At 42.8% G+C, this 13,856-nt stretch carries 11 protein-coding genes; 5 read left to right on the top strand and 6 right to left on the bottom strand.

The annotated features are described in order from the left end of the window. Positions 1 to 61: 61 nt before the first annotated feature. From FTV48_RS08900 to FTV48_RS08890, 3 genes are all read left to right on the top strand, one after another. Positions 62 to 1,360, top strand: coding sequence for an MFS transporter (locus tag FTV48_RS08900; RefSeq protein ID WP_005170921.1), 1,299 nt, complete (start codon positions 62 to 64; stop codon positions 1,358 to 1,360). 227 nt (positions 1,361 to 1,587) lie between these two features. Next, positions 1,588 to 2,853 carry a DcaP family trimeric outer membrane transporter gene (locus FTV48_RS08895; RefSeq protein ID WP_180000068.1) on the top strand — a complete coding sequence of 422 codons (1,266 nt, stop codon included), beginning with the start codon at positions 1,588 to 1,590 and terminating at the stop codon, positions 2,851 to 2,853. 17 nt (positions 2,854 to 2,870) lie between these two features. Further along, on the top strand, positions 2,871 to 4,070 hold the full coding sequence (locus FTV48_RS08890) for an MFS transporter (protein WP_005170915.1): 1,200 nt from the start codon (positions 2,871 to 2,873) through the stop codon (positions 4,068 to 4,070). A gap of 24 nt (positions 4,071 to 4,094) precedes the next feature. Here FTV48_RS08890 and FTV48_RS08885 read toward each other — a convergent pair whose 3' ends face one another. The 6 genes from FTV48_RS08885 to FTV48_RS08860 form a co-directional block, all read right to left on the bottom strand. Then, the gene (locus FTV48_RS08885) at positions 4,095 to 6,680 is read right to left on the bottom strand and encodes an EAL domain-containing protein (protein ID WP_180000066.1); all 2,586 of its coding nucleotides are present in this window, start codon (positions 6,678 to 6,680) and stop codon (positions 4,095 to 4,097) included. 206 nt (positions 6,681 to 6,886) lie between these two features. After that, positions 6,887 to 7,546, bottom strand: coding sequence for a 3-oxoacid CoA-transferase subunit B (locus tag FTV48_RS08880; RefSeq protein WP_180000064.1), 660 nt, complete (start codon positions 7,544 to 7,546; stop codon positions 6,887 to 6,889). Then, entirely contained in the window at positions 7,546 to 8,217 is a 672-nt protein-coding gene (locus FTV48_RS08875) for a 3-oxoacid CoA-transferase subunit A (protein WP_086044821.1), read from the bottom strand. Before FTV48_RS08875 ends, FTV48_RS08880 begins: the two co-directional genes overlap by 1 nt. Before the next feature lie 40 nt (positions 8,218 to 8,257). After that, positions 8,258 to 9,538, bottom strand: coding sequence for an MFS transporter (locus FTV48_RS08870; RefSeq protein WP_180000062.1), 1,281 nt, complete (start codon positions 9,536 to 9,538; stop codon positions 8,258 to 8,260). A gap of 249 nt (positions 9,539 to 9,787) precedes the next feature. Further along, positions 9,788 to 10,987 carry an acyl-CoA dehydrogenase gene (locus FTV48_RS08865; RefSeq protein ID WP_100354827.1) on the bottom strand — a complete coding sequence of 400 codons (1,200 nt, stop codon included), beginning with the start codon at positions 10,985 to 10,987 and terminating at the stop codon, positions 9,788 to 9,790. 32 nt (positions 10,988 to 11,019) lie between these two features. Next, complete coding sequence (locus tag FTV48_RS08860; RefSeq protein WP_074383164.1) at positions 11,020 to 12,174, bottom strand: acyl-CoA dehydrogenase family protein; 1,155 nt, start codon at positions 12,172 to 12,174, stop codon at positions 11,020 to 11,022. A gap of 480 nt (positions 12,175 to 12,654) precedes the next feature. On the opposite strand from FTV48_RS08860, the gene FTV48_RS08855 reads away from it, so the two are divergent. After that, positions 12,655 to 13,491 (top strand): IclR family transcriptional regulator, encoded by an 837-nt coding sequence (locus FTV48_RS08855; RefSeq protein WP_005170895.1) that lies wholly within the window; start codon positions 12,655 to 12,657, stop codon positions 13,489 to 13,491. A 220-nt stretch (positions 13,492 to 13,711) separates the two neighbouring features. Then, positions 13,712 to 13,856 (top strand): FAD-dependent oxidoreductase (locus tag FTV48_RS08850; protein ID WP_146050189.1); only part of this gene is annotated, 145 nt, incomplete at its 3' end.

The following is a 13,856-nucleotide window of genomic DNA, read 5'->3' as shown; positions in this document are numbered from 1 at the left end:
GAATAAAATGGATGTAGTGGCAGCATAGGAATGCTGTTTTTAATAAATAGAGGATATAAGAATGACAAGCGACACGATCGTCACAGGAGACAATAAAACACCTGTCTCTTCCGAGGACACCATTAAACAGGCACCAAAACGCCTGTGGATTACAGCTTTTATCTTTGCTTTCCTGATCTTGCTGTGTGACGGTGCGGATATTGGTATTTTGGCTTTCAGCCTGACTAGTTTAAAAGCAGAATGGGGTTTAAGCTCGATGCAGGCGGGTGCTTTAGGCAGCTGGTCTTTATTGGGTATGGGGATTGGCGGGTTTGTCGGTGGATGGGCCTGTGATCGATTTGGACGGGTTCGTGTGATTGTACTGGCAACCATCACCTTCTCCCTACTGTCTGCCTATTCAGGTTTTGCCCAGTCTTATACTGAATTTGCAATTTTGCGTACGCTTTCATGTCTGGGTTTAGGCTGTTTATATATTGCCTGCAACACCTTGATGTCTGAATATGTGCCAACCAAATACCGTACCACAGTATTGGCCACACTCATGACCGGTTTTACCTTGGGCTCGCTGGTGATTACCCTGCTGTCTGGCTGGATTATTCCCGAGTTTGGCTGGCGTATGCTGTACTGGATTACCATTGCACCACTGGCACTGGGTGTCTTGATGCACTTTATGGTGCCTGAGCCAGAATCATGGAAACGTGTCCGTGAAATGAAGCGTACGGGTCAGATCGTGGATAATGATGCCAAAAAAGGCAATCCATATGTCACCATTCTGAAAGACAAGACCCATGGCAAAATGTTTATCTTGTGGTCTTTCAGTTCCGGTTTCCTGCTGTTCGGTTATTTTGGAGTAAGCAACTGGTTACCGACATATCTGGAAGCTGAATTAGGCATCAAGTTCAAGGAAATGGCCCTTTATATGGTCGGTACTTTCCTGACCATGATCTTTGCCAAAGTGATTGCCGGCTATGTGGCAGATAAAATTGGCCGCCGCATCGTATTTGCTTTTGGCACCATGGGCACCGCGATTTTTATTCCAGTGGTGGTATATCTGCATACCCCTGAAAATATTGGTGTCTTAATGCTGATCTTCGGTTTCCTGTACGGTATTCCTTATGCCATTAATGCAACGTATTTAACTGAAAGCTTTCCGACCGGGGTGCGCGGTACTGCTGTAGGCGGTGCATTTAATATTGGCCGAATTGGTGCTGTTTTTGCTCCAATCACCATCGGTTATCTGGCGATGCATGGTTCAATCGGAACCGGCCTGATGGTGATGGGTGCAGCTTATTTCCTGTGTGGCCTGATTCCTGCCCTGTTTATTAAAGACCGTTTATACGATCCACAAAAAGCAGAATAACTGACCACCTGGAGGGCGGCTCAACAAACCACCCTCCTCACACTTCATCTTTTTTGACCTTGCAAGCCAATATCTGTTGTTAGCTGAACAGAATATTGCTCATTTGACGAGCACGATATTCATGCTTCGAAAGTCAAAATCACCTTTATTTAAATTTAAAAATTAAGGCAATCAAAAGGAAAGCGCTTTCCTTATTTACATCTGAAAATTTCTTTAGGGATTAAGAAATGAAAAAAATAGTATTAGTTACGCTGTGCAGTATCGCATCAGCACAGGCATTTTCAGCAGAGGTTTCTCCTGATCGTATCGAGTTTTTAGAAACGCAATTAAAGCAAATTCAGGCTGAGCTGCAACAACAAAAAGCAGCCCAGTTGTCCTTAAAAGCCCAACAGGAACAAACTAAAACTGCAGACGCCAAGACTTTAGGTTCAATGCTTGATAATGTCGATGTTTATGGCTTGATCCGTCTGGATGGCGCAGTAGATTTTAAGAGCACTACCGAAACGCGTGGCCGTACCATTAACCAGATCAATAAAGTACCTTTTACTGAACCGGATTCGGTACGTTCAGATTTCACTTTAGCAGCCAGCCGGATTGGTTTTCTGGCCAAAGATATTGGCGGTAATCCAAATGTATCGGCACGTGTAGAAGCTGACTTCTGGACCAATAATGGTAAAGGTGATGGCGGATTACGCATTCGTCATGCCCATTTTAAATATTATAACTGGACTTTTGGTCAGGCCTGGTCACTGATGTCTACACCTGAAATCAGTACAGAAGCAGTAGACTACAGTTTACTGCTCGGCGGTTCGGTTCTGCGTACGCCTCAAGTCAGTTATGCTTTCAAACTTGATCCGGAAAATACCTGGAATGTCGGCCTGGAATATATGGCAAGTGGCGACCGCTCATCTGCCTTACCGGCATTCACCAGCAAATATGTGCATCAGTCTGGTCCCTTACATTTATTGGCACAAGGCTTTGTCAATGAAAAGCAGGCTCAAACGGATACAGGTGATATTAATAAAATCGGCTGGGGCGTGGGCGTTGGTGGACGCTATCTTATTGATGATAAAAACTCGGTTCAGGGCAATTATTTTCATATCGTCGGGGATCAGCGGATTGCGGCCTATTTAGTTCAGGGCTCGACCGCCGATGGCGCAGCCTGGGGTGGTGATTATTCAGTTGATACTGCGAATGATGAACTTTTACTGAATTCATTTAACAGTCTGAATATCGGCTTTACCCATAAGTTCACACCAAAATGGCGGAGCAGCATTTCCGGCAGTCTGGTCGACTTTGATGACTCAAGTGAATATGCAAGAGCAAATCCGGAAAGTAATAAACGCTTAACCGACTATGTGGCCAATGTGATTTATTCTCCAGTTCCGAATATCAATCTGGGCGCGGAATATCATCATGGTAAACGCGAAACCTTTGATGCCAAAGAAGCTGATATTTCACGGGTAAATTTATCAGCGACCTATCGCTTCTAAAGTCTGAGGAGACAAGGATGTCAGCCCAAGGGCAACCCTCACGCCGTTTCATGTTTATGATGGCCATGACCTGCGCGCTCTGCGCAGGTTGTAATTACTTTAACCAGCCCTTAATTTATTCGATTGCCCAGGACTTAAATATAAGTGTGGCGCAGTCTGGCTGGACAGTGGTCCTGACTCAGATTGGCTATGCAGCCGGTCTGTTTTTGTTTGTGCCTCTGGGTGATTTATTTGAAAAGCGTTTATATATCTGTAGCCTGATGTGCTGTACCGGCCTGGCACTGATCGGACTGTCTGCCAGCAGTAATTTGCAGATGCTGTATGGCTTTACCCTGCTTGCCTCATTTTGTTCTATTAGCACCCAGATTCTGATTCCTTTTGCCGCCAATTTATCGCAGCGTGAAAAAAGTGCCGAAGTGGTGGGTCTGCTGATGAGTGGTGTTCTGGTCGGTATCCTGTTTGCCCGAACTGTATCAGGAATGATTTCTACCTTATGGTCCTGGCATGCCGTGTACTTATTAAGTGGTTGCGCCATTTTACTTTTAAGTATTGCGATGTGGTATCAGTTACCCAAAGCGAAAAGCCAGTTACAGATGAGCATTTTACAGATCTATTATTCCTTATTTACCTTTGCCAAGACCGAGCCGATGTTGATGCGACGGAGTCTTATCGGCGGTCTGGGTTTTGGAATGCTGAGCATCATTTTTACCACCATGACTTTTATTCTGGCAGAAGCACCCTACCATTTTAATGACTTCCAGATTGGTCTGATGGGCGTCGTGGGGGTAATCGGGATCTGGTCTTCACAATGGACGGGGAAAATGATTGGCCGCCATCGGGAGAAGTGGCTGGCACAGCTCGCGACAGCTGGACTGATTTTGGCCTGGATTCCCCTGGCTTTTGCACAGCGCAGTTTATGGTTATATATTCTGGGCCTGATGATTGCCTATTTTGGCATTTCATCTTTACATGTACTCAACCAGAATCTGGTCTATCGGCTTTCAGTCCAAGCCCGCTCGCGTATTAATGCCATCTACATGACCTGTTATTTTTCTGGTGCCGGGCTTGGTGCATTTCTGTCTTTAAGTTTATGGAAAATCTATGGCTGGCCGGCCTGTGTAGCACTCGGTTTTCTATTTGCCTTGCTGATGTTTGTAATTAATTATTATGACCTGAATCAAAAACACAATTTGGTGAATATCCAGCCCAGACCTTAATCACTGTACTTTCACCTTGAATTTTTAATTTCTTTGCGGATGATCAGATTCCATGGATAAATAAAGAGGCTTTAATTCAGTTAAAGGCGCAGGTTTCGCATAAAAAAAGCCTTGTAGTAAATCACAGCCTTGTTGATAAAGTAATTGGGCTTGATTCAAGGTTTCCACACCTTCAGCCACAACATCTAAATCAAGCTGATGGGCCAGATGAATGATGGATTGAACAATTGCAGCATTCTGATCATCCAGTGTCAGTTCCTCGATAAAACTCCGATCTAGCTTGATCTGGTTGATCGGTAGGCGCCGTAGATAACTCAGGCTTGAATAGCCGGTCCCAAAGTCATCAATCGCGACTTGAACACCTAAAGCACGTACCGTTTTCAAAATTTCAATGGTGCGATCTGCGCCATTAATAATCACCCCTTCGGTAATCTCAATTTTGAGCAGTTCCGGAGGCAATTGACTGCTTGCAAGGACATGTTTAAGTATTTGCAGGAAACCTGCCCTGCGGAATTGGAGCGGAGAAATATTGACCGATACGGTGATCTGACGATTGTGCTGCTTGTTCCATGCAGCAATATCTACGCAGGCTTTTTCCAGCACCCACTGGCCTACACTAATAATCTGCCCGGTTCTTTCTGCAAGAGGGATAAAAATTGCTGGGGAAATATAACCCTGTTGCGGATGACACCAACGGATTAAGGCTTCCACACCTGTTACATGTCCAGTTTCAGGATGAACCAGCGGCTGATAGAACAGGTCGAAATTTTCCTGATTGATCGCTTCCATGAGTTCCAGACGCAGATTGGTATAATCTATTTCTGCGACAGGCTGCATTTTGTTTTTTTCATACCACTGCCAGATATTACGCCCCTGTCTTTTGGCTTCCTGCATTGCCAAGACCGACTGATAGATCAGTTCAGATGAATGCTGGATTGAGCTGTCATCCGCCACAATACCAATACTGGCACTTAAATGTATTTTGTACTGATCAATAACAAAAAGTATGGAAAGAAGCTCAAGAATTTCTCCAGCGATCGCCTCCACTTCAGATGACTCATATATTCCTGAAAGCAGTAAGATAAACTCATCTTCAGCAAAGCGGCATAGCACGTTATCGTCTTGAATAAATTTTTGCAGCCGCTCACCCACACTTTTAAGAATCTGATCCCCCACCAGATGACCCAAGCTGTCATTAATATTTTTAAAGTCATCCAGGTCTATATATAGCAGCACCAAAGGTTCTGAACTCTCATGCTGTACTTCAAAAATATTTTCCAGAATTTGCTTAAATGCATGCTGGTTCGGCAAGCCGGTTAAATAATCATGGGTATGCTGATGCCGGATATATTCTTCGTGAATAAGTTGCTGGGTAATATCTTCCTGAATTCCTAGAAAATGGGTACAGGTTCCAGTCTGATCAAAAATAGGACCTAGGGTTAAACGGTTCCAGAACCAGCTGCCATCTTTACAATAACTTTTTATGGTGACCTGAATTTCTTTTTGTTTTTTGACTGCTTGCTTGAGTAATGAAATTTGATCCGGATCAGTATCTGGACCCTGCAAGAAAAAACAGCCTTGCCCTAATACTTCTGTTTCTGTATAGCCTGTGAGCTTGAGAAAAGCCGGGTTCACATACACCATTAACCTTTCTTCTGAAACATCGGTAATAAAAAGGCTATTCGGACTGGCTTCTACTCCCCGTTTTAATAAACGCAGATCCTCCTTGTTTTTACGGGATAAAGTAATATCCCGCGCAATGCCAATAACGCCGGTAACTTTCTGATTTTGTATAATCGGTAAATTGGTCAAATCCAGCCATAAAATATCTCCAGTAACATTATAAATTGGAAGTTCATAATGTTGAGCTTTACCTTGTTCCGCTTCTGAAAATGACACGTTAGCAAGTTCATGGAATTCGGGCGGTACGAAGGCACAATAGTGCTGACCATGAATTTGTGCTTTAGAAAAACCAGTAATTTCTTCGCAAGCAATATTGGTATTAAGCACATGTCCCTGTATGTCAAGTTCAAAAATGATATCTGGATGATAGGTATAAAATGAGCTGTATTTTTCATTAAGCTCATGTCTTTTTTGACGTTCCTGATCAAGCTCAATTGCGAGCGCAACTAATTTTGCCGCTTGCTGTAAAAGCTGAATATGATGTTCAGTCGGTATTTTTGGTGTTCGATAATAGGTGGCAAACGTTCCGTACAGAATATCTGAAGCATTAATAATCGGCATAGACCAGCAGCTAGACAATTTTTCTGCGTTTACTAAAGCACGGTAAGGCTGCCAGTTTGGGTCTTTCATTAAATTCGGAGTAATGACCAACTGACGTAAAAAGGCAGCTACGCCACACGACCCTTGATTTGGCCCAATTTTCAAATCTTGAATAGCATTACAGTACTCTTTTGAAAAATGCTGTTTGCCGCTTATAACGTTTAAAGTTTGGGTGTCGTCGTTATAGAGCATAATGGTGACAAGCGCATCTGGTATACGCGATTCAAGCCACTGGCTAATGACATCAAGGATAGGCTTAAGTTCAGTATGGCGACCAATCAGATTAAAAATATGAAAAATTTCTTGATCATCACAATTATTATTCATTCAGACTATCACCTTCCTTAGCTTGTTAACATTTTAGACTTATTATTAAAATAATCATTAGCAAAAGTTTGTATTTATATCTTTAAAATGCGGAAATATGGTCAATATTACGTGTATTTGATAATAATTCTAAAATTTAAAAATCACAGCCGAAGCTGTGATCTAAAACTATACTTTTACTCAATCAGAATATTGCGGACTTATTTTTAGGCTGCTTGTTGACGACTGTCCACTAATTTACAGCCAGTCTGCCGTTGCAATTCTTCAAAACTTAAGCCATCCACTATTTCAATAACCTGAGCCTGATTGTCTTTTAATTCAATCACACAGAGATCGGTATAAATACGGTTGACACAATGTTTACCTGTTAAAGGATAACTCAGTTCTTCAACAATTTTTGCTTCACCGTTTTTGGTCACATGTTCCATGCAGACATAGACACAGCGAGCACCTACTGCCAGATCCATTGCCCCGCCTACAGCAGGTACAGCATCAGCATTACCAGTATGCCAGTTCGCTAGATCACCATTAATAGCGACCTGAAAAGCCCCCATGATACAGATATCCAGATGCCCGCCTCGCATGATATCGAAAGAGTCGGCAGAATTCATAAAGCTTCCGCCTTGCAACATGCTTACGAGTTCTTTACCGGCGTTAATCAGGTCATCATCCGCCTGTTCAGGATCGCTCAATGCAGCAAAACCTAAAACGCCATTTTCTGAGTGCAGAATTACCTCCTGCTCAGGTTTTAAATAACCTGCTACACGTGTCGGCAAACCAATACCCAAATTTACAAAAGAGCCAGTTGGAATGTCTTGTGCCACTTTAGCCACAATCTGTTCACGTGTACGTTTTTGAATATTCATTATTTAATATCTCCAACTTTGACCACATGCTGTACAAAAATTCCCGGCGTTACGATGATCTCTGGATCAAGCTCTCCCAGTTCCACAATCTGATGCACTTGTGCAATGGTGGTTTTTGCTGCTTTGGCCATGATCGGACCAAAATTCCGTGCTGCCTTACGGTAGGTCAAGTTGCCCCACTGATCTGCCTGATTGGCATACACAAAGGCATAATCTGCATGAATCGGATATTCCAGCACATAGTCTTTTCCATTGATATTTCGGGTTTCTTTACCCTCAGCTATCTTGGTACCAAAACCGGTTGGAGTAAAAACAGCCCCTAAGCCAGCACCGGCTGCCTGAATACGGCAGGCCAGATTACCTTGTGGCACTAGTTCCAGTTCAACTTTTCCGGCCTTGTACAGATCTTCAAAGACGGTTGAGTTATTGGCCCGTGGGAATGAACAGATCATTTTTTTAACCAGTCCAGACAACAGCAGATTGGTTAGACCACGATCTCCAGAAGCAGCATTGTTGTTAATAATGGTTAAGTCTCTAGGACCCAGGTCAATTAATGCTTCGATTAATTCTACCGGCTGACCTGCCAGGCCAAAACCACTGGTCATAATGTGCGCACCATCAGGAATTTGCTTGAGTACTGTCTCGATATCCTGCGTGATTTTATTCATCATATTGCTTCCTAGCATGTTCTATCTATATTGCAAGTGCAGATTAATCTGCCTTTTGCGGATCAAATAAGCGGTCTTTAATAAAGAAAGCGGGTATCAGGCCACAAAGAAAATAGGCAATGCCCATAATCAGTAAACCCGTACCAATTGAGCCTCCTTGAGCAAAATAGCCAATGGTAAGAGGTGCAAATACAGCACCCAGTCGGCCGACGTTATAGGCACCACCCACTGCTGTTCCACGTACTTTGGTGGAGAAGCTTTCTGTCATGTAAGTCGCATTAATACCGTATGGAATACCATAGAGAAAACCGAAAAATAACATCAGCCAGAGAATGTTATCTGGCGTATTACCAAAGACAATCACAGGGATAAAAATCGCAGTACCCATGGTGCCGAAAGCAAATACCGCACGACGGCCAATCCGGTCAGCGATAAAACCGGCAATAACTTTGGTACACATCATGATCAGAAAAGTTCCGATCATATACATAGTCATTTCTTTAAACTTGATTCCCAGGTCAGTCTCTAAATAGGCTGGTAGCCAGTTGCTGACTCCATAATAGCCAAACTGTAAAAATGCGGTACTGAAGGACCAGAGGATAAACATGCGGCGGCTAAGTGCATCTTCAAAAATCATTTTGAAAGTGTTCTTGGGCTTTTCCTGAACAATGCCACTGACTTTTGCATCCAGGTGGGCCTGACGTGCTTCTAACCAGGCTTTCGGTTCAGGCACCAAGAAGTACATCGCGAAGGCCAGTACAATCGGGATAATGGCAATATAATAGAGGTATCGCCAGCCAAATTCAGGCAATAGCCATCCAGCCAGAACAGTTGCGACCACCGAGCCTAAAGTCCAGCCAGTCATAAGCGTTGCTAATACTGTAGAGCGATATTTGGTGGGTACATACTCTGCCATGAGGGTATTACAGGCAATATATAGAGCACCTAGTCCAATTGCAGACGTAAAGCGCAGCCATTTGAACTGATCATAACTTTCCACGAATCCTAACCAGAAAGTTAATGAAGAAAACAATGCGATGGCAATGACGATCACACGAACCCGGCCAAAACGGTCACAAGCCCAGCCACCAAAAAAACCGCCGATAGCCATGCCTGCAAGCGTCCAGCTTCCTAAAGCACCGGCCTGCATATTACTTAATGAAAACTCTTGTTTCAGACTGGTCAGACTGTAGGCTAATAATGCAATATCAGCACCATCAACCAGTAATGCCAAAAATGAGAAGATAAAGGCCAGAATCCAGACTCTTTGCTTGGGTTGGTTATCATTTTCCAAATGAGGGTGTTGCGCACTGATCGTATTCATGGCGTCCTTAAAATATTTTGAGCATTCCGGTGCTTTTATAACTTTTATCTTTCACGTAATTATTTATATGAAAGATATAGTGAAACAGGGTGATAATCCTATCATCTGCCTATCGGGTATTTAATTTATGTGCATGTTTCCACTTGATTTTAATTGAATATCTTATAGAAAACCTGGTATTTGCAAACAAACGGCAGCAAATAGTCGGCGCTCTAGCCAGCATGTGCTGGCTAGATGTTATAGCTAGACTTAGTTACAAAATGCAGCGATGCCGGTTTGTGCACGTCCTAAAATCAGGGCATGTACATCATGAGTACCTTCATAGGTATTCACGACTTCCAGATTAACCAGATGACGGGCTACACCAAATTCATCAGAAATCCCGTTACCACCCATCATGTCACGTGCCAGACGTGCAATATCCAGGGCCTTACCGCAGTTATTACGCTTGATCAGCGAAGTTCCTTCAACTGACGCGATACCTTCATCTTTCATGCGACCAAAACGTAATGCGACCTGTAAACCAAGGGCAATTTCAGTTTGCATATCGGCCAGTTTTTTCTGGATCAGCTGGTTTGCTGCCAATGGACGGCCAAACTGTTTACGGTCCATGGTGTATTGATGTGCGGTATGCCAGCAAAATTCTGCTGCACCCATCGCACCCCAGGCAATCCCGTAACGGGCACTGTTGAGGCAGGTAAATGGACCTTTCAAGCCACGCACTTCTGGAAATGCATTTTCTTCAGGGACAAAGACATTATCCATCACAATTTCACCGGTGATCGAGGCACGTAAACCGACTTTGCCATGGATCGCAGGTGCAGACAGCCCTTCCCAGCCTTTTTCCAGAATAAATCCGCGAATGTCACCGACATTACCTTCGGCAGAAACTTCTTTGGCCCAGACCACAAATACATCCGCGATCGGACTATTGGTAATCCACATTTTTGCGCCGGTGAGACGGTAACCGCCATCCACTTTTTTGGCACGGCTAATCATGCTGCCCGGATCAGAACCATGATCCGGTTCAGTCAGGCCGAAGCAACCAATATATTCACCAGTCGCTAGTTTTGGTAAGTATTTCTGCTTTTGCTCTTCAGAACCAAATTCGTTAATCGGCACCATTACCAAAGAGCTTTGTACGCTGGCCATTGAACGATAGCCTGAATCAACACGCTCAACTTCGCGTGCAATCAGACCATAGCTGACATAATTTAAACCAGCACCACCATACTGTTCTGGAATAGTGGGGCCCAGTAAACCAAGCTCGCCCATCTCACGAAAAATGGCCGGATCGGTTTTTTCATGACGGAACTGTTCTAATACGCGTGGCATCAGCTTGTCCTGACAATATGCTGCTGCCGCATCACGGATCATACGTTCCTCTGAGCTGAGCTGCTGTTCAATCAGGAACGGGTCTTGCCAATCAAATCTAGTTTTAGTCGTCATTTTTATATTTCCCTATTTTAAAAATTATATGTTTAGGCTGTGGCCTGTTTAATCATTTCACGTGCAATAATAATTTGCTGGATTTGTGTCGTGCCTTCATATAAACGGAACAAACGCACATCACGGTAAAAACGTTCAATTGAATATTCACTGATATAGCCTGCTCCACCATGAATCTGTAAACAGCGGTCAGCAACACGACCACACATTTCAGTGGCAAACATTTTGGCGCAAGAGGCTTCCGTCGTCACATTCTGACCGGCATCACGCAGTCGGGCTGCATCCAGCACCATACATTTGGCTGCATAAATTTCAGCTTTAGAATCTGCCAACATGCCCTGAATCAGCTGAAAATTTGCAATAGCCTGACCAAACTGCTTGCGTTCTACCGCATAATTTAAGGCATCTTCCAGCATACGCTCTGCCATACCCACGCTATAGCCGGCAATATGTAAACGGCCTTTGTCCAGAACGCGCATGGCTGTCTTGAAACCAACGCCTTCAACACCACCAATCAGCTGGTCTTTATGCACCCGGCAATTATCGAAAATAACATCGCAGGTATAAGAACCATGTTGACCCATTTTTTTATCAATTTTGCCTAGGCTCAAGCCCGGTGTGCCCGCTTCTACCAGAAATGCTGAAATGCCACTGGCGCCTTTGATTTCTGGATTGGTGCGTGCCATGACTGTAAATGTCGTTGCACGTGGCGCATTGGTAATAAAACGTTTGGTGCCATTTAAAACATAATAATCGCCATCTTTTACCGCATTGGTTTTTAAAGATGCAGCATCTGAACCGGAATCTGGCTCAGTCAAACAGAAAGAACCAATGATTTCGCCGGTTGCATAACGCGGTAAATATTTCTGTTTTTGCTCTTCTGTACCATCAATGACGATGCCACTTGAACCAATACCGTTGTTGGTCCCGATTAGAGAACGGAATGCAGCCGATGTCCGGCCTAATTCCATCGCAACCAGAATTTCCTCTTCCATGGTAATGCCTAAACCGCCGTATTCTTCTGGAATCGTCAGACCAAACAAACCCAGTTCTTTCATCTGCTCCACAATATGTTCAGGAATGGCATTGTTCTCTTCTACTTCATGTTCGAGAGGAACCAGTTCATTTTTTACAAAATCTCGAATCGTAGACAGAAGTTGATCGAGCATTTCCGGATCGCGAATCATATGAATCTCCATGTATATGGTCTGGGTAAATTCCTTTACCGTTTTATTTTTAGTTTCGTATTACGAAATAAATAACCATAAAAATAAAAATTCAGCAAGCAAATTCGTCAAAAAATTTATTTTTTATAAAAAAACGAAATTTATCTGGCTTTAAAATGGATTTTATATAGAATAATATTTCACAATACGAAATTATTGCTTTTTAAATTTCGCTTTACTAACGCTGCTTTCTATAAGGAGCTGACCAGAGATGAGAGCTTAAAAAGTGGTAAAATTTATTGTTTATTTAAAGGCTTTATTTTAAAAATAGCTTCACTATTTTTTGCAGTTATTTACTCTGTATAGCAGCATTTAGACATGAGATAGAATAATATTTAGTCGTTACTCATATAATTCATCTACAATTTAAATGTTTTATTTTGTATCGTGAAACTAAGTTGCTATGATATTCATTAATTTACTTCTCTATTTCTGTAGACCATGACTAAAAATAAAACAGGTGAAATACCTAATTTTGATGAAATTCGCTTAGATCCGATCTCGCATATTCATCGCGAAAACAATCCCCAATTTATTGCGTCTATTGCGCGTGGCCTTGAGATTCTAAGATGCTTTTCTGCGACCAATCAGTTGTTGGGCAATCAAGAAATTGCACAAATGACCAATTTACCAAAGCCAACCGTGGCGCGTATTACCAGTACGCTGGTATCTTTAGGCTATCTGAAACAACTTCCAAATACGACTAAATATTTACTCGATGTCGGTGTACTGGCTCTGGGCTATTCTGCCTTAAGCAATATTTCTGCGCGAACCCAGGCCTATCCATTTATGGAAGAAATGTCACGTTATGCCCAGGCGCCAGTGGCAATGGCAACACGTGACCGTCTCAATATGATCTATCTGGAAGTGGTACATACAGATACGACTTTAACCATGCGCCGTTCAGTGGGTTCAACTTTACCAATTCATTCGAGTGCCATGGGGCGTGCATGTCTGGCGGCGATGGACGTGAAAGAACGTGAATATTTATTTGATGCCATTAAAAAAAGAAATGAAGATCAATGGACAACAATTAAACGAAATCTAGAACGCGCCATTCGCGATTATCAGGATTATGGTTATTGTTTATCTCTCGGAGACTGGGCCAAAGATGTGAACTCTGTGGCCGTTCCTTTGATTCATCCCAAACATGGTATTTTAACTTTTAACTGTGGTGCACCAAGTTATTTGCTAAATCAGGAAAAACTGGAAAATGAAATTGGCCCGCGTCTGATTCACATGGTGAATAGTATTGCCATGAACCTGAATAATATGTAAGTAAAACCTCTCATTCGGGCGGCTTAGGTCGCTCTTTTTATTTGTTGCAGCCAATAATAATTAAACCGTTTTCTAATATTGAACCGGATCTTTTCAATTCTATTCATTCTACAGCAATCCAAGACTCTCAAAATCTATCCCTATAAAAAACAAAAATTAGACTTCATAAGCCATCTGGATAATGCTATAAATATCGTATAGCGAAACTGGATTTTATATTATGGAAGATATAACAAGAGAATCGATGGAGTTTGACGTCGTCATCGTCGGCGCAGGCCCTGCGGGTCTATCTGCTGCGATCAAAATCCGTCAACTTGCAATTGAAAACAACTTAAATGATTTGTCCGTTTGTGTCGTAGAAAAAG

The organism is Acinetobacter sp. YH18001 (genome assembly GCF_013416975.1).
GTDB classification, from domain to species: domain Bacteria; phylum Pseudomonadota; class Gammaproteobacteria; order Pseudomonadales; family Moraxellaceae; genus Acinetobacter; species Acinetobacter pseudolwoffii.
The sequence above is the reverse complement of the archived record's forward strand: the minus strand, read 5'-3'. Positions and strand labels throughout refer to the sequence as shown.